Consider the following 19,540-nt stretch of genomic DNA (forward strand, 5'->3'; position numbering starts at 1 on the left):
CTCCTTAAGATTCTGAGTTAGATTGGTCTCTATACTCGTATCTTACTGAGGAGCTTTATTTTTTTCAAACCCGATAATTAACGATCTACAGGAATGCTATCCTGCCCTTTTATCACAATAAAAAGGGCTGCCATTTTAGTAGCCGATATTTAATTTATTAATGGGTAAGTCACCTTCAAAAACTGTCCCTGCTTTTCCGATAATAATACTTTGTCATATAAAACTTTAACTTTTACAGTACCCCCTCTATCACCATTTATACTGATTGAATTTCTTTAGTATTTAGCGCTATTTCTGTTAGTATTACTAACTCATTTTTTCATTATGGGTTACATACGAACTAACAGCTCTTACTAATAATGCAGTTGAAATTCCAAGTGCAGTGCATTGCTTTAACATTTTAAAACCTAACATTTTAATACCTCTTTTCATAATTTTTCACAACGTGCTTACTTGCAAACGATATAAGCTAGCCATTTCTCTCTTTTGTTTCTTTTTGTTTAGTTTCCCTAAATGAGAAATTGCTTATTCTTAACTAATTTTCACTATTTTAAATAATCAATTATCCCATCAACAATTGAATTTGTTGTGTTTGTTTGAAATTCTTCTGAAGTCATACGCGCTTCATCAGTTGAATTTGAAATGAATCCAAGTTCAAGTAAGATTGCAGGTCTTGAGTTTTCTCTTAAAACATAGTAGTCTCCTAAACTTACACCACGATTTCTTGCATCCTGCTCATTTTTAAAAATATGATCATGAATTAATGCTGCAATAGGCTCGTCCGATTTTTTGTTATAATAAGTGGTAATCCCCTCAACTTCACTCGTAAAAAAGGCATCAAAATGGATACTAACAAATAAGTCTGCTTTCTGTTCATCTGCAATTTTTACACGATCTGCAAGTGATATTTTCGCATCATCATTTCGCGTTAATATAACATTAGCGCCAGTACGTTTCACTAACTCATTTTGTATATTTTTTGCCATTATTAATGTTACATCTTTTTCATTTGTTCCAGCTTGTCCACTTGCACCTATATCTTCACCACCATGTCCCGCATCAATTACAATTGTTTTACCAGTTAATATCTTTTCAGAAGATGTATTTATTTTATTTCTATTTATAGTTGATGCTTGAACCTTATTTTCTTTATTTATTATTTGTCCATTCCCTTGAAGTCTCATGATTAAAACTACCATTAATATTGAAATTATTAATAATAAAAGATTTCTTTTCCACTTTTTTTTCTTTCGATTCATGAAATTTCCCCCTAAGCTTTATATTTATCTTGCTGATAGTTAATAGTCTAATAGTTTTTAATAAAGACAAAATCAACATAAGATAAAGATGAAATGAAGATTTATCAATTTTATAGACGTTGATCATTCCAAAAATTTAATGAAAAGTGTTCATTTGGGTTATAAACCTTAAACACATATCCTTTTGCTTTTAAATAGCTAATAATTTCAGGAAGTGCATCCAACGTTGTTTGCTTTTCATGTAAAAGAATGACTTCTTTATTTTTGGTTGTTTGCTCTTTCACTACATTTACAACTTCCGAAGAGTTAGCATTGTTCTCCCAATCATGTGTATCTACATTCCAGTCCCAAATTTTCAATCCTGCTTTAACTGAATCATTGCGAAGCTTTACACTCAAACCTGGTCTCGAGCCATAGGGGGCACGAACTAATCGAGTTTTTTGACCAGTTAAATTATTAATTATTGATAATGTTTGTTGCATTTCTGAAACAAAAAGACCTTGTTTGTATAGTCGATGATAATTATGAGTCATACTGTGGGCACCAATGTAATTCCCTTCTTTAACGGCCCTTTTTACTACTTCTTGATGTTCATTCATGTTTTTTCCGATCATAAAGAAAGTCGCATGTACTTTTTCCCTCATTAATACGTCTAGAATTTGGTTTGTCATCTCACTCGGTCCGTCATCAAATGTCAGATAGACGATTTTTTGATCATGAATAATTTGTTGTTTGTTATTAATTTGGGGATGTACGTTTCTTTCTTGCTTATGATGATTAGGCTCGTTTTGACTACTTTCTTTTGGTCTATCTAGGTTCTCCATTTCTGATTTCTTAGCACTTGATTGAGTTGCATCATCTACTGTGATATGTTCGGCACCGTATTTGGAACTATTTACAAGCACCTTTTCGTTTCCTGCACCTTCGACTACATTTTCAACTTCAAAATCTTTTAATTTACCAATGAAATAGTAAATGACTAAGACTATTAATAAGAACGCACATAAATTTAACATTGCCCTGTTTAAAACCCTTTTTTTCACTCTTTTACGGGTTTTCATCTCTCTTTCACCGCACTCTCCACTACTTTTATATCTGCACAAGAATCTTCTTATCAATAAAGATAAAGGTTCCAAATAAAGTTGAGATAAAGATGAGATGAATAATCAATCAAGATTAAAATTAATTGATAAAAAAGATCAAAATTATGTCTGTTCCTATTTCTAAAAATTTAAAAGATAATTAAATAGGAAATAAAAAAGAGACCACTTTTTAAATGGTCTCCTAGAAATTTCTTTATTCTTCTACTCGTTTAAGTAGGTCATTACTCTGTTCTGTATAATATCCGCCACACTTTCCGCAGATTTTTGGCCATCAAAATAGCTTGGCGTTTCCTCTGAGAGAATTTTATGAACCTTCTCATTCCATCTTACTTCTGTGTTCGCTTCAGCAATCATCTGCTTAAGTGGTTGAAGCGACTCTTCTGTTACCGTTATCTGTCCGCCTTTGCCACCATTACCTTTTGTATTTTCAACTTTTCCATCTAATAAATCGGAAAATACCTTCTCATTTGCCGCGATATTCACAGGGAACATATCCCTTATTGATTGACTTTGCATTTCATAAGAAAGTAAAAATTTCAAGTAATCCCACGCTTCCATTTTGACAGAGGAATTTGCATTCATCGCATAGCGGTCGTATCCACTGAAGGTAACACCCGATTCTTTTTCAGAAGAATGTGGAAATTCGTAAATGGTCGTATTCTGATTATTATAAAATTCTGAACGCATTGCATAATCGCTTGGAGAAAAGATTGCTGAGCTTACAAAATACGTTTCCGTTGGATTGGTCGGTTGAATCGATAAAACGCCATCATCATACATTTTTTTTACTTGCTTGAGTAAATCAATAAATAAGGGAGAATCAAATTTAGCTTCTTTTTTCTCCATATCAACAAGTCGGTCGTAGTTTTTATCTGAGAAAACCAAGGGATTTAAAATACCTGAAGGTGTAACGTTCATCACAGTCTTAAGTGTCCCATTTGTTTTTAGCTGTTTGCTTAGTTCTGCAAATCGACTCCATGTCCAATTTTGGCTGTCATCTATTTGGATGCCTGTTTTCGAAATTGCCTCCTTGTTTCCAAATAAAGCACCTAATGAAAATTTTGTGGGTAAAACGTAAAGTCCACCATTTATTTTAGAATGTTCGAGAATGTTCATGTAATATTGACTTTTGTCAAAAGACGTATCTTTTTCAATGTATTGATTGAGATCAACAAAGGCATTTTTATCAATGTAACGATCAATTGGCAAACTTTGGTCGTTCAACACGAATAAATCAGCACCTTTTCCAGATAACACTTCTGTCGTAGTCTGTGCCACGTATTTCTCAAGTTCAAGAAGAGACATCCCGCCACCGCCCGAAGCAAAACTTTTCAGTTCAATCGTGATATTTGGATGTATTTTTTCGTATTCCTTCGCAGCCAATTCAAAGTCTGGGAATTTACCCATGACGGAGATGGTAATCGTTTTTTTCTCATCCTTGCTTACCTTTAACGACAGATCTTCTCTATTCATTTCTTTAACGGTGTCTTTATCACCATTCTTGGCATTATTTTGTTGGGTGTTATTACTTTCCTTACTTTGTGTTTTCCCACTACTACAAGCGACCAAACTAAACATTAATAGTAAGCTCATCATTAAAACCAATATTTTTTTCATTAATTCATCTCCATTTCACTTCATCATTTAATGTAAGAATACCCTCCTCAAATAAAGATGAAATGAAGATGAAATGAAGTTTTTTAAAAGATTGATAAAAATTTTAACATAATAACTGGTTGGCTAATTCTAGGAGCGTTAGTCTGTAATAAAAAATCGCCCTTTTGACTAGGGCGATCCAGCAGAAAGAATACTATAGTTGAATTTTCCACCGTATTTTCACCTATTTTTATTTAAGCAAAAGTAAAATAGTACTCCATCATTAGTATTCATGACACCATACTGCGCACCATGTAGTTCTAATATATTTTTCGAAATGGCAAGTCCTAACCCAGTACTACCTTCTGATCGATGTCTAGACGTATCACCACGATAGAAACGTTCCCAGACCTTATCTAATTGGTCAATCGGAATATGTGATCCTTTATTTTCTACATACACTTTAACTTGCTCATCCTCTACGGCCGTTGAAAGATAAATATGTTCATTAATTGGTGTATAACGGATAGCATTTGTCATAAAATTCGTGATGACTTGTTCAATTCGATGTTGATTTGCGATTACTTCGACTGATGCTAGATTTTTATGAATCGTTAGTTCTTTTTTTTCTATTTCCAAAGATAATTGATTACATATATGATCAATGACTTTATCTATAAAAAAAGGTTCCATTTTCATTTTATACGTTCCAGACTCGTATTTTGCCAGCTCAAGCATATCCACAATTAATAGATCCATCTTGTCGACTTCTTTTTCCATCGCTTCAAAATAATAGTCCTTCTTATGACTAGCAACACCGTCTTTTAGTATCGAAATACAGCTTTTCATAATACTTAGTGGGGTCTTCAATTCATGTGAAACACCTGAGATAAATTCTTTTCTTGTATTCTCTAATTGTTTTTCTTTTTCAATGTCTTGTTGGAGTTTTGTAATATGTGAATGTAGTGTATTCGAAAGTAAATTTATATTATGAGATAAGTCACCTATTTCATCTTTCGAATGATATTCAATTCGTTCTGAAAAGTCTAAGTGAGCAATTTTTCTAGTTGTATCGTTTATTCTTAATAAAGGTCTTGCAATTTTAATTGAATAGTAAATTGAAGCCAAAATTGTAAGAAGTAAAACGAAAGCAATTATATAGACAAAATAATCTTTTACCATTTGAACAGCTTCATCTACGGGTTGTAAAGAGGCCATTGAAAAAATATAATTTGTTTCACCATTATTCCCTTTGACAGGGTCAATGAAAAGTTTATATTTAATATCATTTTGCTCGTAATCAAGGACTTTCAATGAATCATCTTTATTATTTTCATTCAACATGAGGCTAGATTGAAAATCATTAATTCGATCCATAAACAAGCTATTTGCATAGATGATACTTGACACATCATTCCGTTCAGGGAATTGAACATCTATCACTGTTCCTTTTACTCTATTGATTTTATAATCAGTATTATATTTTATTAAGTAGTCCAATTTAGGAACAACTTCATTTGGATTTTTCCCTTCATATTTTGTTAGAAGATTTTTATTGATTTTTGACCAAGTAAGTTGGTTTTTCCAATATGAATTATTCTGGACAGAATATAAATAAAACGGTACTACTATATTATTTTTTTCAACTGTATATAGATCCACATTGTCACCAGTTGAAAGTGGAGTCTCGTTATTTATGACATTTTCTACTGTTAATAAGTGATAAAGTGGAACAGTAATTGTTTGTTCTAATATAGGATTTTTAGAGTCATCTAATTCAATTGTTACATAATAATCATTTGATGTTTTTATATTCCCATTTTGATCTAATGTTGTGATCCATGTATTTTGAGTACGATAAAAGTCTTGTTCTAATTGCTGAATGGATTGAATATTATCATTGCTTTTTAGGTATTGTGTCTCAAATGATTTGATACTTGATTTTAGATCATTTACTTTTCGATTCTCATAGTATTCCTTAAAAAAGATTGTTTGACCAATATAAATGGATCCAGTGATTAACAAACATAAAGTTGTTGTTAATAAAAATAGTTTTAAGACAATCCCGAATTTCATAAGGTTTCCTCAAACTTATAGCCTGTACGAATAATCGTTGAAATTAGTTTGGATTTACTTCCTAATTTCGTTCGTAAATTACGTATATGTGTATTGATCGTTCGATCATCACCAAGGTAGTCATGGCCCCAAACCTTATAAACGAGTTTTTCTCTTGTAATAACAATCCCATGATTTTGCATTAAATAAGTTAATATTTCAAATTCAGTATGGGTTAAATTGATATTGTTTCCATCTACTTTGACTTTCCGTGTAGAAAAATCGACCGTAATGCCATTTCTTGTTAATGTTTCGTTTGACAGCTCATTTATTCGATAACGACTTTCAAGTAAGCGTTTGACTCTGGCTAGCAAAATGGGTGGGCTATAGGGTTTTGTGACATAATCATCAGCACCTAGTTCAAATCCAAGTAGTGTATCATCTTCATCAACTCGTGCAGTTAACATGATTATAGGAACAGTTGAAGTCTTCCTGATTCTTCTACAAACGGCCCATCCATCGACTTTTGGCAACATGATATCAAGAATAATTAGATGAAAAGCTTGTTCTTGAAATAATTCCATTGCTTGTTCACCATCAATCGCTTCTAATGCCTCATATCCTTCGTTTACTAAATAATCTTTCACTATTTCACGTAAAATCGTTTCATCTTCTACGATTAAAATCTTGTATTGCATTTTATTTCCACACTCTCTTTCGTAACTTTACGATTTTCTTATTTTATCCAATTTGATTATTTAATTCCTGAACGATTCCCTGTGATAAAAGTAAGAATAACAAAATGATGTAAAGATAAAATGAAGAATACAAAAAACAAAAATAATTCTTCCTCAATTACTAAAAGAGGAAGAATTGTGTTCACTGATTTTTACTGAAGGCATAATTTCTAAATCATTAAGATAGGCTTGCATGTGCTTTTTCGTTTCTTCAAACTTTTCATTAGAATTCATCAAAAACTCACTAGCTAAATGCTCCATTGGGATGATTTTAAACTGACGATTATCTAGATAGTAATTATAAGTTAGGGTGAAACTAGGATTTTTCAAATCAATAGTAGTTTTATTTTTCGTTTTTGTTTTTATGATATCGATGGAAGCTAACCCACCTATTAACTGATATAGTTCATCCTGCGCTGATAAGAAATTGCCTAATGAATACAACACAAAAGTTTTATTTCCGTTTTTACCAAAAAGCCATGATGGTGGTTGTAATACATGAGGATGATGTCCAATAATGATATTGACCCCCATATCAGAAAGATCTTGAGCAAGTTTTTTCTGAGTTTCATTCGGAAACCTCTCATATTCATTTCCCCAATGCATCGAAACAACTACTACATCCGACATCCCTTTCGCATTATTAACATCTTGACGTAATTTTTCTACATCTATTAAGTTTACAAGATAGTCTTTTCCTTTAGGAACTGGAATTCCGTTTGTTCCAAATGTATAAGCAAGAAATGATAATGTAATGTCATTTTTGGTTATCGTGCGAATTTTATCGTGGTCTGCTTGCGATTTAAAAACTCCTGTATATGGCATATTAATTTTATCCCAATAAGCTAGTGCACTATTAATAACTTTTTCTCCTCTATCAAGTGAATGGTTATTTGCCAAAGTTACAAGATCCACTCCAGCATTTTTTAATGCATCCCCAACCTCATGTGGACTATTAAATGAAGGATAAGAAGACAAACCAAATTCTTCCCCTCCAATCATTGTTTCTTGATTTGCAACAAGAATATCCGGTTTTTGCATGGTCTGTTTGACTTCAGAAAACATCTTATCGAAGTTATACGTGCCATCTGTTTGTTTCGCATCTTCATAAACTTCATTATGGATAAGAATATCACCAATCGCCCCAATAGTTACTTGATGTACAATAGGTTTCACATTCGTTTTATGAGTCACTGGGGCTATGACTGTATTCTTTTCATTTTTTGTTTTATCTCTATCTCTATCTCTATCTGGTTTAATTAGTTGAGGCATACACCCTGAGGTGATGAAGATAGCAATTAATATGATCATTATTCTTTTTAATAATACGTTCATCTTTTTCCCTCTCCAAACAACGGATGTCTATACGATTTGCTAATATTTATTAAGTTCTGCTTTTAATCATTTAAGAGTACTAATAGCATCTTTTTTTATTTCTTGTAATACATTGGTCAATCCTTGGCACCTGATAGCTGAATTCCTTTGATTAAATATTTTTTTGCAAATCCAAATAATAGAATCATTGGAGCCATGTAAAGTACTGACGCAGCAAAGCCTATTCCTCTTGCTTCTTGAGTAATTCTAGATAAGTAAAGTGACAATGGAAATTTTGAGAGATCATCCAGAAAAATAAGTGGTTGCTCAACCATGTTCCAATAATCAGCGAATAATAATACGATTAGTGCTGCAAGTCCTGGTCGAATGAGTGGCAATATTATCTTGATGAAAATGGAAAAGTGACCAGCACCATCTATTTTTGCAGCCTCAATGTATGAATAAGGAATCGTCAGTATAAACTGTCTAAGCATAAACACGCCAAATGCTCCGAATATCCCCGGAAAAATTATGGCTTCAAAGCTATTGATGATCCCTAATTTATCTGCTATGAGATAATTAGGTACAAGTGTTACTTGAAAAGGCATCAACATGGTAATCATATACACCAAAAATAAAGTATCTCTTCCTTTGAACTTTAGTTTTCCAAAGACATATGCGGCAAGGGATGCAACAATCAGTTGACCTAGTATGATTGGGAAAACCATTAGGGCGGAATTCCCATAAAATTTCATATTTGATTGTTCCCCTTCAAAGAATGATTGTTTCTTGTCAAAGAATCCTTTATATTGTTCAAACGAGAACTGTTCAGGAATCAACTTCAAATGTACGAAATTTTCTTTGTGTACATTGCTATCTTGTGGTATTTCATTTTCTGATGGATAGTAATGGCTAACTTCTTTCTCCGTCATAAAAGAATTTGATAACGTAAAAACAATCGGAAAAACCATCATTGCAGCAATAATTAATAAGATATAGGTTAAAATCCATTTGCGATATAAATTATTTTTTTTCATTTTCCTCACCTCTCATTCTTAACTCATAAACTTTCGATATCGACGTTCTATGGCGAAGAAAACAAACACTAGAATTAGAATACATACCACCATTAATGTGGCTGCAGCAGTCAGCTTTTGAATATTTAAAGAAGCAAACATATTATTCATATAGTGCTGAATCATATAAATTCGATCATATGGATAATCGCCTGCGATTAGATAGGTTTCACGGAATACTTTGAAGGAGTTTATTATGCTCATTAAAACTACAAAGAACATTGTTGGTGTTAAGTAAACCAATGTAACTTGTCTAAATTTAAATAGGCGACCTGCACCTTCCATTTCGGCAATCTCGTAATAATCTTTTGGTATATTTTGAAGTCCAGCTAAGAACAAAATCATGTTGTAACCGATGTTTTTCCATAAATAAATAACTGATACAACAACTATCGACCAATCCGACTTCATCCAATCGATTTGTGCAAACCCCATATATACAAGCCATGAATTAAATGTACCGTTCCAATCAAATAATATTTGCCATAGCATTACAATCGAAGCGACTGGTACAACAATTGGCAAGATAAAAGAACTAATAATTACATTTTTAAACATGACGGTTTGATGCAAGCAAAGTGCTAATATTAAAGAAATGCCGATTACTAGTGGGACATTGATTGCAGTAAACCAAAATGTGTTTGAGGCTGCCTTTAAAAAAGAAGCACTAGATAACAACTCTTTATAATTAAAAAGGCCCACAAATGAACCACCAACCGCTCCATCTTTAAATGAATAGATAGTACCCATTACAAAAGGGATTAAATAGAAAATGGAAAAGCCAATCAAACTTGGTAATAAGTAAATTACTGCAAACCTACCATCATTATTTAATCGTTTACGTATTTTCATGTACTCACTTCTTTCTATATTTAAGTAATTAATAAATTGATTAATAATTCTATTCGGAAAGAAGTATAGCCTAGTGAGATAAAGATGAGATAAAGATTAAATAAAGATTATGAGGAAAAGTGATTATTAATATACAAAAATAAAAAGCTAACGGATTTGTTAGCTTTTAAAACTTTATTTTGAATTTCTTTCACTTTCCACCTTGGAATATTGAATTTCATTCTGGTTATTTTTAATAAAGTCTATAAAATTTGAAACAATTAGTTTATCAAATCTTTTAGGTTTTCTAACAAGCCATAAATTTCGTTTTAACTCAACTTCTTTCATTTTGATGTTACATAGTAATCCTAGCTTTAACTCTCTAGAAACAGTCAACCTGGGTAAAATACTAATCCCAAGTCCCGCTTCTACAGCACTCTTTATTGCTTGTGTGCTCCCTATTTCAAGATAGCTATCTAATTTATCTAAAATACCAAACTCTTTTAGGCTATTTTCTACTATTAATCGTGTTCCAGAAATAGATTCACGCCAAATCATTCTATCATTAATAAGTTCCTCAACAGTGATTTCATTCCGATCACTCCACGGATGGTCAATTGAACAGATGAGAACTAATTCGTCTTCTCTAAACTCTTCTACTATAAAGTTAGTATTCTCAACGATCCCTTCTACGAGTGCTATGTCAATCAAATCATTTGATAAATCCTCTAAAATACTTGGTGTATTACTAATGTTTAAAGTTAATTTTATATCCGGATTTATTTTTTTAAAACTGCCAAGAAGGCTAGGTAATAAGTAATCTCCAATAGTTAACGATGCTCCGATTTTAAGATTTTCATCATTCCCGCCTTTTAATTGTCGGATGGTTTCTATTGAACGATTAAAGTCATCAACAATTACTTTAGCAAAAGGATACAACATCTGACCTGCCTCTGTGACTCTCAACCTCCCATCGGCTCGATCAAATAACAATGTTCCATAAAAATTTTCTAATTGGTGAATTTGCCTTGTAACAGCAGGTTGAGAAACATAATTTAACCTAGCAGCTTGACTAATACTACCTAAATCAACTACTAAGCAAAACATTTTCAAATTTTCTATGTTCAATCCTAACATCTCCATTTTATTAAATTTCCCGCTTCTATCAGAATCAATATATTTCAGTTCAGTTTTCAAATAAGTAGGAGGCCTATAATCTACTGTTATACCCTATGCAAATATTGCAATTTACTACTTCATTTCCTATTGATACGATACAGAAAACAAGATAAAAGCTCTGTTTCGTAAGTTTAGGAATAAGCATTTGAAGACTAAGGAAGGTGACTACATGGAGAGAGATTGGAAACAGATTCACAAAATTTTTTGGTCTTTTTTTAAAATAGCCCCATTAACGTTTGGTGGTGGATATGCCATGATTCCATTAATTGAAAAAGAAATCGTACATAAAAATAAATGGTTAGTTTTAGAAGATGTGTCTGATATTTTTGCATTAGCACAATCCGTACCAGGAGCTATAGTTATTAACTCCGCAGCTTTTATCGGCCAAAGAATAGCTGGGATAAGAGGAGCTATTGCAGCTATTCTCGGTGTTTCTTTACCGACATTTTTCATTGTTCTTACACTTGGATACATATTTCGTTTCCTGGAGGAGAATCCAAAATTAGAAGGAACATTTCTATCCATTAGAGTCTCTATTATTGCATTAATTGTCTATGCAGCAATAACTGTAGGAAAAACAGCAATTATTGATAGGTTTACGTTTTTTCTTAGTTTCATTTCGGTTCCTATTCTTTTCTTTATTCATCCTATATTAGCTATTTTAATTGGTTCATTTATTGGAATTCTAAAATTTATTAAGCAAGTAAAAACTGAAAATAAAAGTAAATTAAAAAGTCAGAAGGAAAATAAATTTGTATGATTTTAATTGAACTACTCTCCGAAAATTAACTGAAAGATGTGGAAAAATATGATTCTATGGGCATTATTTAAAACGTTTTTTTTAGTTGGTATAGGATCTTTCGGTGGTGGCCTTGGAATGGTTTCAGTCATTGAATTCGAAGTGATTAATCAAAAGTGGATGACTTCACAAGAACTAACCAACATAATTGCTGTTGCAGGAATGTCACCTGGTCCGTTCGCAACAAATTGCGCTATACTTGTAGGCTATCATACAAATGGTTTAACTGGAGCCATTGTATCTACTCTTGGGATCCTGCTTCCATCATTTATACTTGTCCTTCTAGTTGCGATTTGTTTTAAAAAGTTAAATCAGTATCAAATTGTTCAATCAATGTTTTATGGATTAAGACCTATTATTACTAGCTTAATTATTTTTGCAGCTATTAAGTTAGTCATTTCTAACAATTTAGTTGTCTCAAGTCTTTCTCTCAAATCAATTAGCATATTCCTTATATTTACCTTTTCCCTTATTTCCCTACTGAAATTCAAATGGCATCCTGTTTTTGTTTTACTAATCTCAGGTTTTATAGGTTATTTCTTTAATATATAAATAAAAATAATTTCATGTGATTCTAGAAAGTTATATTTCATTGTTTATCCAAATCTGCAAAAGAATGATCCTCTAATTGAAGATCATTCTTTTGCAAATTATTAAAAATATTGATTTATAACTTTAAAACAATCCCCAAACATCTTCATAATAAGCTCCAAAAATAAGAATTAAGGTCACCGATAAATAAACAACCTTTATCCTTGAATATATACATAGGTGATGATTAATATAATTTCCTTTGATAAAATAACTGATCGACTTGCACTAGTTTTTATATCTACCACCCGAGCAGATTAGAGGTTTACTAGCTTATTATCATTATCTGTTGGAACTTGTTGTTTTCGGCTTCCGAAAAGGAATATTATTATCGCTGCAATTGCCATTGCAATTGCCATTCCATAAATTGCTATACTATATCCCCCTGCTGGATCTGCACCAGAATCTTGAATCAGTTTTCCAAAAATAATTGGAGTAATAATACCTGATGAAGTCATTATTCCAAAATAAGTTCCTGTCATAATACCTTTACGCTGTGGGAGTATACTGACTACTACAGCAGGATTTAGCGTGTTTACAGTGATCACTAGTGCATTTACTAAAGCAAGTACGATGATTATTGAACCCGATCCATTCAAAATTGGATACAATGAGTAAAAAATACCTGCTAGCAAAACACAAACAGCAGTAAATAGAATCCGCGACTTCCATAAACTTTGTGTTTTTTTGTATAAACCATCTGAAATTATGGATAGTACGATTGATAAAATGGCTCCAATTAATCCAGAAATAGCAATTACTGTTGCTGACTGTTGTTCAGATAACCCCTTTACTTTCACTAAATATGAAGGATTAAAGGTAAGTCCAAAGACAATGATCGAATATGCAATAAATGCAACTAATGTTGTAATAATAAAAATAGGAGATCGTAAAGCTTTCCAGACATCTTTCCTATTTTTCTCATTCTTGTTTTCCATCTTATCTACTTGTTCTTCTTTAAAAGAATCAGTTGGTTTCATCCGTCCTAACCAAAGCCAGCCTATAAACCAGACAAAGCTAAATAGACCAGAAATAAAAAATGCTTGTCTCCAACCATAATTTGATATTAGTAAAACAATAATAGGAGCTGCAACTGCTATTCCAACTACATTTCCAAAATTGATGATTGATATTGCGAATCCACGTGATTCTGGTTTAAACCATTTACTTATATGACTTATTGCGGTTGCAAGAAACGCTCCTTCTCCTGCACCTAATAATAATCTACTGAATATTAGAATTGGTAGACTTGATGCAAATAAAGCCATAGATTGCGCGATTGTCCAAATAATTGCCATAATCGCAAGCAATTTAAAAGTACCAAAACGATCTGATAAATAGCCACCTATTATTCCAAATAATGAAAATAACCAAAAGAAACTGCTACCTAATAAACCAAACTGGGTAGAGGTTAAGTCCAAATCTTTGGTAATATGTATTCCAGCTAAACCTAAAATTGATTTGTCAGCAAAATTAATAATAGCCATAATAAAAAGTGAAAATAAAATAATCCATTTCGCCCAACTTTTCATCCAAACTCCTGCCTCTCATCAAATCTTTCATTATTTCCGATTAAAATTTAGCAAACATATCTTTGGAAAAAACACCTGCACAATCCATTTATACCGAGCGTGATTGAGCAGGTGCATATTGTGAAAAAATGAATCATTAATTACTTTTTCAGTTAATTAAGGAGTTACGATATTTAGATAACGATTAAATTCATCTAATAGTGATAAAAATTCATTCAATTTTGTATGGTCACCAGAAATGATTAATTTCCCTGCTGCTACTGCTTGTTCTGGTGTGAGAAGACCAAGTCCAATTCCATATAATGTTGATTGTTCAAGAGTTAAGGAAACATCTGGGTTAGCGTCTAACTTAACTGCTTTATAATGCAGAACGGAATTTTCTAAATAAATCGTATATTTTTGGTTGGAATTTGATAACGTTACATTTAGCGTTATTTTTTTACCATCTGCTTTTGGACCATTTAGTTTAACAGCTATCAGCTTTAAAAATTCTTCTACTGGCATATTTTTAATGATTCCGGAAACATCTAATGGGGAATTATCTTTTTTAATTCCATTTCTTAATTCTGATGCCCCAACAAGATAAATATTGCGCCAATTAGCTGATTCAGCTTGATATCCTAATTGTTCTAATGCATCTGCTAATAAATTTTTAGCTTCTAAATTTTCTGGATCGGCCATTACTACATTTTTTAATACTTGAGCTACCCAGCGATATTCACCTTTTTCAAAGTCAACTGTTGCTTGTCTCAAAATATTGGCCGTCCCACCCATGTATCCTACATATTTATGACTTGCTTCCACTTGTGGTAATGGATCTAAATCAGAAGGATGTGCACTATAATAACCTAAATAATAATTGTAAATTCCCTTTGAATTATGCTTTAAGGTACCATAATACCCACGATTCCCCCAATAAGTATCTAATTCTTTTGGAAGCTTGATCGTTTCAGCTATTTCATCCATCGTATATCCGTGATTGGCTAAACGTACTGTCTGATCGTGCATATATTTATATAAATCACGTTGCAGTTTTAAGTGTTGTATTGCATTATTTTTCTCCCAAACTGGCCATGCATGAATCATAAGTAATGCATCGATCTCTTCATTTTCTACTAAATCGATTGTTTTATCGAGCGAATTAGCCCAATGTAAGGCATCTCGTGTCTTTGCCCCTCTTACTGTATAAATTTGATGCATCAATTTATTGGCATTCTCAGATACAAATAATGCCTTGTAATCTTTTATATAAAAATGCATTTCAGCTGGTGCTTCTGTGTTTGGGGTTAACAAAAATTTAAAAGTTATCCCATCGATTTCCATCAATTGGATTTCGTTTTCTATTTCAACATTGGGTAACCCAAAACTTATTGTCCCTGATCCCATTGTTGGTCCAATTCCTACTGATACAGAGCCTTTGGTACCGTCTGGTAAATTTTTACCAAACTGATACTCTGCGCGACGCGCCATGATAGTGCCTAAAAGTACATTTTCACTTAATGCTTCTTTTGTAAAATATTGAGGAACTATAATTGGAATATTCGGATTATCAGCATATTTTAGTACTGATTGAATACCACTAAAATGGTCAGCATGACTTTGACTAATAATGATGGCTGTTACTGGCTTTTGTGGTCGATGTTTATAATATAATTCCATTGCGGCTTTAGCAGATTCAGTACTTCCTAATGCATCAACGACAATGACCCCGTTTTTTCCTTCAATAAAAAAGTTAGTGACCATTGATTGTCCACGAATTTGATATACTCCTTCTACAACTTCAAATAACCCAGATATAGCTTGTAATTGTGCATTTCTCCATAAACTTGGGTTAACTGTCTCAGGCGCAGTGTCATTTAGATAGTCTAACTGTTCTATGTCCCAAACAATTTCGCCAGATTCATCTTTAATAATCCTTGATTCTATTGGTGCAATAAAGCCTCTGTTTGCATCATAGAAGTCCTGTCTATCATCAAAATTTAGAGATTCATACACGTCTAAATTTGCCTTTTTTGTAAAAGAGGTTGCGGGCATTGATTGAGTTAATATGTTATTGGTCATAAGATCCTCCATGAATTGTTATAAACTCAAAAGTGTTTATCAGAAAATTTCTCTATTAAATTTATTAACTTCCACATGTTCAACATATAAAGCGCTTTTTATATTTCACCTGTACTATTCTTAGGTGATTCTTTCTTAAATTCTACTTCCTACATTTTTAATAAAACTTGAATATAATTGAGGCACCATCAAAATATTTAGAAGGTGCCTCTATCAATAATAAAAATTATGAAACTACTAAGCTAGAGCCTGCAACTTCATTTGAAATCTTCGCAATTACTTCAGGTGGAATTTTGAAGAATACTCCACAAGGATCGCTATGGACCATCGCTACAATGTAGGCCATATTATCAACATTCACCTCAAAATCAGCAAATGAACTAGGAAGACCGACTTTTTCACGTAGGTTACGGATGTATAATACGACTTCCGCAAGGCACTCTTCTGGTTTTTCCGGTATATCCTTTAGACCTAGCGCTTCAGCAAAGCCATGAACTCGTTTTAAATAAAATGGTGCAAGTGATTCCATTACATTTGGTAGTAACACGGCATTGGCTAGTCCATGTGGAATTCCGAATTTTGCTCCAAATACGTGTGCTATATTGTGAACTGGGATCGCATTAACTGAAAGACTGAAAGCAGAAATTGCCATCGTACTAGCCATTAACATATTGGATCGTGACGCAAGGTTATGCCCTTGATGAACAGCAGTAGGTAAATTATCTACAATCATTCGAATGGATTGAAGTGCATATGCATCTGTCATTGGATTCGCATTAGGTGAGAAATAAGCTTCAACAGCATGAGTTAATGCGTCAAATCCTGTAAAAGCAGTAATTTTTGGTGGTAAAGCAACTGTAAGCTCAGGGTCTAAAATCGCCATATCAGGGCTAATAAATGTATTTAGGATGTTCGTTTTAATTCCTACCTTTTCATTGAAGACTACAGCGATTGGAGACACTTCTGCGCCAGTTCCAGCTGTTGTTGCGATTGCAACGTGTGGAATTGGAATATACTCAGCTTGTGGCCAAAATTCCATTACATTTCCAACAAGGAGTGCTTCACGAATATCATGAACTTTATTATGTAGCATCCATTTAATTGCTTTAACTGTGTCTAAAACACTTCCGCCACCCACAGCAATAAGTGAATCTCCATTACATTCTTTAAAGAACTTTGCTCCGCGGTTTATGATTTCACCTTTTGCATCCTGTTCTATGTCCTCAAAGACCCCTACTAGCTGTACTGCACTAGGAACAGTCTCAAATAGCTCCTTAATTTTATCTGTAATTCCTGCTTGAGTTAGTCCTTTATCAACGTAAAGAACTGCTCTTTTACCACCAAGTCCTTTAATCATTTCTGGTAACAATGAGCGAGCTCCAGCCCCACTGTTTACAACTGTTCGAACTGAAAACTGAAAAAATGACGTTATCATGGGATCACCTACTCTTTTCTATTAATGTTTTTTAAAATCATTCGGATTTAATCTGTTTTTTATATAAGTCATTTAAATATCTAGTTTTTTATAATAAGATACCGTACCAAGGTTTTTGGCTTAGTTCAGGAGTAAGCGAGCAATGAACATGCTTTACTTGCGTGTACTCATCTAAAGCATAGCGGCCAAGCTCACGACCAAAACCACTTTGTTTATATCCACCAAATGGTGCATCACTTCTTAACATGTGCCAGTCATTGATCCAAACTGTCCCTGCTCTTAATTGACTTGAAATTTGTAGTGCTTTGTTAACATCTTTTGACCAAACTCCAGCTGCTAATCCGTAAATTGAGTCATTGGCTATTTCGATTGCTTCTTCAATCGTAGAATAACGAATTACACAAAGAACTGGTCCGAAAATCTCTTCTTGGGCGATTTTCATTTTATTGTGTACATCCGCGAAAATAGTAGGTTCAATGAAATAGCCATTCTCATAGCCTTCACCTGTTAAACGCTTTCCACCACATACTAAGCGAGCACCTTCTTGAATTCCAGCCTCAACATAGGATAATACCGTGTCAAGTTGCTGCTGAGAAGCCATAGGCCCCATGCCGTTCGCCATATCAAGTTGGTTTCCAATCGTAATTGAAGAAGCCAACTTCGCTAATCGATCAACAACTTCATCATAAATAGAATCATGTACTAATAGGCGAGTTCCAGATTCGCAAAGTTGTCCCGAATGAAGACAGAAGCCAAATAAGCTACCTGGAATCGTAATATCTAAATCAGCATCTGGTAAAACGATAGAAGGTGACTTTCCACCTAATTCAAGTGTTACGCGTTTTACAGTCCCAGCTGCTAACTGCATAATACGGCGTCCAACCTCAGTTGATCCAGTAAAGGCGATTTTATCAACATGTGGATGAGTAGCTAGCACTTCTCCAACAGTAGCTCCAGGTCCTGAGACAACATTGAAAACTCCAGCCGGAATTCCAGCTTCAGTAGCTAATTCTGCTAATTTCAAAGTTGAAAGCGGTGTATTTGATGCTGGTTTAACAACAATTGAATTCCCCATTGCAAGTGCAGGTGCAATTTTCCACATTGCTAAAAGCATTGGAAGATTCCAAGGTGTAATCGCAGCTACGACACCAACTCCTTCACGCCATACCTGATTATTGCTAGGTCCTGGAAAAGGTAGTATTGGCAGAGACTCAACAAATGGATACTCAACAGTAAATTTAGCTGTTTGCTGAAGTAGATCAACTAAATATAAAATATCTAAGTTTGAAATTCGTCTTACAGTTGCACCTGAGCTAATAGCTTCTAAGAATGCAAGTTCCCCAGAATGTTCGATAATCTTATTCCCGAAATTAATTAAGATTTGAGCTCTTTCTTGTGGAGATTTTTTTGACCATACTCCTGAGTCAAAGGCTTTACGAGCAGAAGCAATAGCAGCTTCAGTATCTTCCTTTCCTGCTTTAGCGACCAGAGCGATTACTTCTCCAGATGCAGGATTTTTCACACTAAACGTTTCACCACTTTTTGCAGGTGTCCATCCACCATCAATATAAAGCGGAAACTCCAATACTTTTACAGTCGTTTGCATGTAAAAACCTCCTAAAAATAGTTTTAATAATATTAAATAAATAGGATTTATAGTAACACCTTTTCCTTCGAATAGGCCTTACCTCTTATTTAGAAAATAAGTAGATCATTTAGGGTATAACGATGTTAGGTCATAGATCATCTTCTTTCCCCTTTTTAAATGAATGAAGATACATTATAATGACCTGATTCTATGTACTCTATAAAACCAAGAAAACGCTTGCAAAAATACATAAAACTTTTTGAATATAAAATAAGATGAACGGTTTTTTCAGGATTCATTTTAATTATAAAATTAAGAATTATCTGAATTTATTGTATAACTTCACTATTACTTAGTAAAATTAAGGTTTGTAATACCTTGTTC

General features: G+C 33.2%; 15 protein-coding genes. 2 read left to right on the top strand and 13 right to left on the bottom strand.

The annotated features are described in order from the left end of the window. Positions 1–545: 545 nt before the first annotated feature. From G3O09_RS02500 to G3O09_RS02540, 9 genes are all read right to left on the bottom strand, one after another. Positions 546–1,259, bottom strand: a complete 714-nt coding sequence (locus G3O09_RS02500) for an N-acetylmuramoyl-L-alanine amidase family protein (RefSeq protein WP_240338312.1) — start codon at positions 1,257–1,259, stop codon at positions 546–548. 110 nt (positions 1,260–1,369) lie between these two features. Further along, entirely contained in the window at positions 1,370–2,320 is a 951-nt protein-coding gene (locus G3O09_RS02505) for a polysaccharide deacetylase family protein (protein WP_240338313.1), read from the bottom strand. Positions 2,321–2,563: 243 nt separating this feature from the next. Continuing rightward, entirely contained in the window at positions 2,564–3,979 is a 1,416-nt protein-coding gene (locus G3O09_RS02510; RefSeq protein WP_163099722.1) for an ABC transporter substrate-binding protein, read from the bottom strand. 219 nt (positions 3,980–4,198) lie between these two features. Further along, entirely contained in the window at positions 4,199–6,034 is a 1,836-nt protein-coding gene (locus G3O09_RS02515; protein WP_163099725.1) for a sensor histidine kinase, read from the bottom strand. After that, positions 6,031–6,711 carry a response regulator transcription factor gene (locus tag G3O09_RS02520; protein WP_163099727.1) on the bottom strand — a complete coding sequence of 227 codons (681 nt, stop codon included), beginning with the start codon at positions 6,709–6,711 and terminating at the stop codon, positions 6,031–6,033. The genes G3O09_RS02515 and G3O09_RS02520 overlap by 4 nt, the downstream gene beginning before the upstream one ends. 153 nt (positions 6,712–6,864) lie before the next feature. Then, the gene (locus tag G3O09_RS02525) at positions 6,865–8,085 is read right to left on the bottom strand and encodes a CapA family protein (RefSeq protein ID WP_163099730.1); all 1,221 of its coding nucleotides are present in this window, start codon (positions 8,083–8,085) and stop codon (positions 6,865–6,867) included. A gap of 116 nt (positions 8,086–8,201) precedes the next feature. Further along, on the bottom strand, positions 8,202–9,101 hold the full coding sequence (locus G3O09_RS02530) for a carbohydrate ABC transporter permease (RefSeq protein WP_163099739.1): 900 nt from the start codon (positions 9,099–9,101) through the stop codon (positions 8,202–8,204). An 18-nt stretch (positions 9,102–9,119) separates the two neighbouring features. Further along, positions 9,120–9,992 (bottom strand): carbohydrate ABC transporter permease, encoded by an 873-nt coding sequence (locus tag G3O09_RS02535; RefSeq protein WP_163099742.1) that lies wholly within the window; start codon positions 9,990–9,992, stop codon positions 9,120–9,122. 174 nt (positions 9,993–10,166) lie between these two features. Continuing rightward, complete coding sequence (locus G3O09_RS02540; protein WP_163099743.1) at positions 10,167–11,099, bottom strand: LysR family transcriptional regulator; 933 nt, start codon at positions 11,097–11,099, stop codon at positions 10,167–10,169. Between the two features lie 220 nt (positions 11,100–11,319). Between G3O09_RS02540 and G3O09_RS02545 the strand changes: the two genes are divergently transcribed. Both G3O09_RS02545 and G3O09_RS02550 read left to right on the top strand, forming a co-directional pair. Beyond that, positions 11,320–11,910 carry a chromate transporter gene (locus G3O09_RS02545; RefSeq protein ID WP_163099744.1) on the top strand — a complete coding sequence of 197 codons (591 nt, stop codon included), beginning with the start codon at positions 11,320–11,322 and terminating at the stop codon, positions 11,908–11,910. A 48-nt stretch (positions 11,911–11,958) separates the two neighbouring features. Then, a complete protein-coding gene (locus G3O09_RS02550; RefSeq protein ID WP_163099745.1) occupies positions 11,959–12,501 on the top strand; it encodes a chromate transporter in 543 nt (180 codons plus the stop codon). A 296-nt stretch (positions 12,502–12,797) separates the two neighbouring features. Here the strand turns inward: G3O09_RS02550 and G3O09_RS02555 are convergent, their stop codons facing one another. From G3O09_RS02555 to G3O09_RS02570, 4 genes are all read right to left on the bottom strand, one after another. Further along, positions 12,798–14,072, bottom strand: coding sequence for an MFS transporter (locus G3O09_RS02555; RefSeq protein WP_163099746.1), 1,275 nt, complete (start codon positions 14,070–14,072; stop codon positions 12,798–12,800). A 156-nt stretch (positions 14,073–14,228) separates the two neighbouring features. After that, positions 14,229–16,133 (bottom strand): alkyl/aryl-sulfatase, encoded by a 1,905-nt coding sequence (locus tag G3O09_RS02560; protein WP_163099747.1) that lies wholly within the window; start codon positions 16,131–16,133, stop codon positions 14,229–14,231. A 226-nt stretch (positions 16,134–16,359) separates the two neighbouring features. Continuing rightward, positions 16,360–17,568 carry an iron-containing alcohol dehydrogenase gene (locus G3O09_RS02565; RefSeq protein WP_163099748.1) on the bottom strand — a complete coding sequence of 403 codons (1,209 nt, stop codon included), beginning with the start codon at positions 17,566–17,568 and terminating at the stop codon, positions 16,360–16,362. An 88-nt stretch (positions 17,569–17,656) separates the two neighbouring features. Then, positions 17,657–19,174, bottom strand: a complete 1,518-nt coding sequence (locus G3O09_RS02570; RefSeq protein ID WP_163099749.1) for an aldehyde dehydrogenase family protein — start codon at positions 19,172–19,174, stop codon at positions 17,657–17,659. Positions 19,175–19,540: the final 366 nt, after the last annotated feature.

The organism is Peribacillus alkalitolerans (genome assembly GCF_010882125.1).
Lineage (GTDB): Bacteria > Bacillota > Bacilli > Bacillales > DSM-1321 > Bacillus_BN > Bacillus_BN alkalitolerans.

What these genes read in the sequence shown, in the direction of transcription:
- G3O09_RS02500 (WP_240338312.1), bottom strand. Translation starts at nt 1,259, where the DNA reads ATGAATCGAAAGAAAAAAAAGTGGAAAAGAAATCTTTTATTATTAATA.
- G3O09_RS02505 (WP_240338313.1), bottom strand. Translation starts at nt 2,320, where the DNA reads ATGAAAACCCGTAAAAGAGTGAAAAAAAGGGTTTTAAACAGGGCAATG.
- G3O09_RS02510 (WP_163099722.1), bottom strand. Translation starts at nt 3,979, where the DNA reads ATGAAAAAAATATTGGTTTTAATGATGAGCTTACTATTAATGTTTAGT.
- G3O09_RS02515 (WP_163099725.1), bottom strand. Translation starts at nt 6,034, where the DNA reads ATGAAATTCGGGATTGTCTTAAAACTATTTTTATTAACAACAACTTTA.
- G3O09_RS02520 (WP_163099727.1), bottom strand. Translation starts at nt 6,711, where the DNA reads ATGCAATACAAGATTTTAATCGTAGAAGATGAAACGATTTTACGTGAA.
- G3O09_RS02525 (WP_163099730.1), bottom strand. Translation starts at nt 8,085, where the DNA reads ATGAACGTATTATTAAAAAGAATAATGATCATATTAATTGCTATCTTC.
- G3O09_RS02530 (WP_163099739.1), bottom strand. Translation starts at nt 9,101, where the DNA reads ATGAAAAAAAATAATTTATATCGCAAATGGATTTTAACCTATATCTTA.
- G3O09_RS02535 (WP_163099742.1), bottom strand. Translation starts at nt 9,992, where the DNA reads ATGAAAATACGTAAACGATTAAATAATGATGGTAGGTTTGCAGTAATT.
- G3O09_RS02545 (WP_163099744.1), top strand. Translation starts at nt 11,320, where the DNA reads ATGGAGAGAGATTGGAAACAGATTCACAAAATTTTTTGGTCTTTTTTT.
- G3O09_RS02550 (WP_163099745.1), top strand. Translation starts at nt 11,959, where the DNA reads ATGATTCTATGGGCATTATTTAAAACGTTTTTTTTAGTTGGTATAGGA.
- G3O09_RS02555 (WP_163099746.1), bottom strand. Translation starts at nt 14,072, where the DNA reads ATGAAAAGTTGGGCGAAATGGATTATTTTATTTTCACTTTTTATTATG.
- G3O09_RS02560 (WP_163099747.1), bottom strand. Translation starts at nt 16,133, where the DNA reads ATGACCAATAACATATTAACTCAATCAATGCCCGCAACCTCTTTTACA.
- G3O09_RS02565 (WP_163099748.1), bottom strand. Translation starts at nt 17,568, where the DNA reads ATGATAACGTCATTTTTTCAGTTTTCAGTTCGAACAGTTGTAAACAGT.
- G3O09_RS02570 (WP_163099749.1), bottom strand. Translation starts at nt 19,174, where the DNA reads ATGCAAACGACTGTAAAAGTATTGGAGTTTCCGCTTTATATTGATGGT.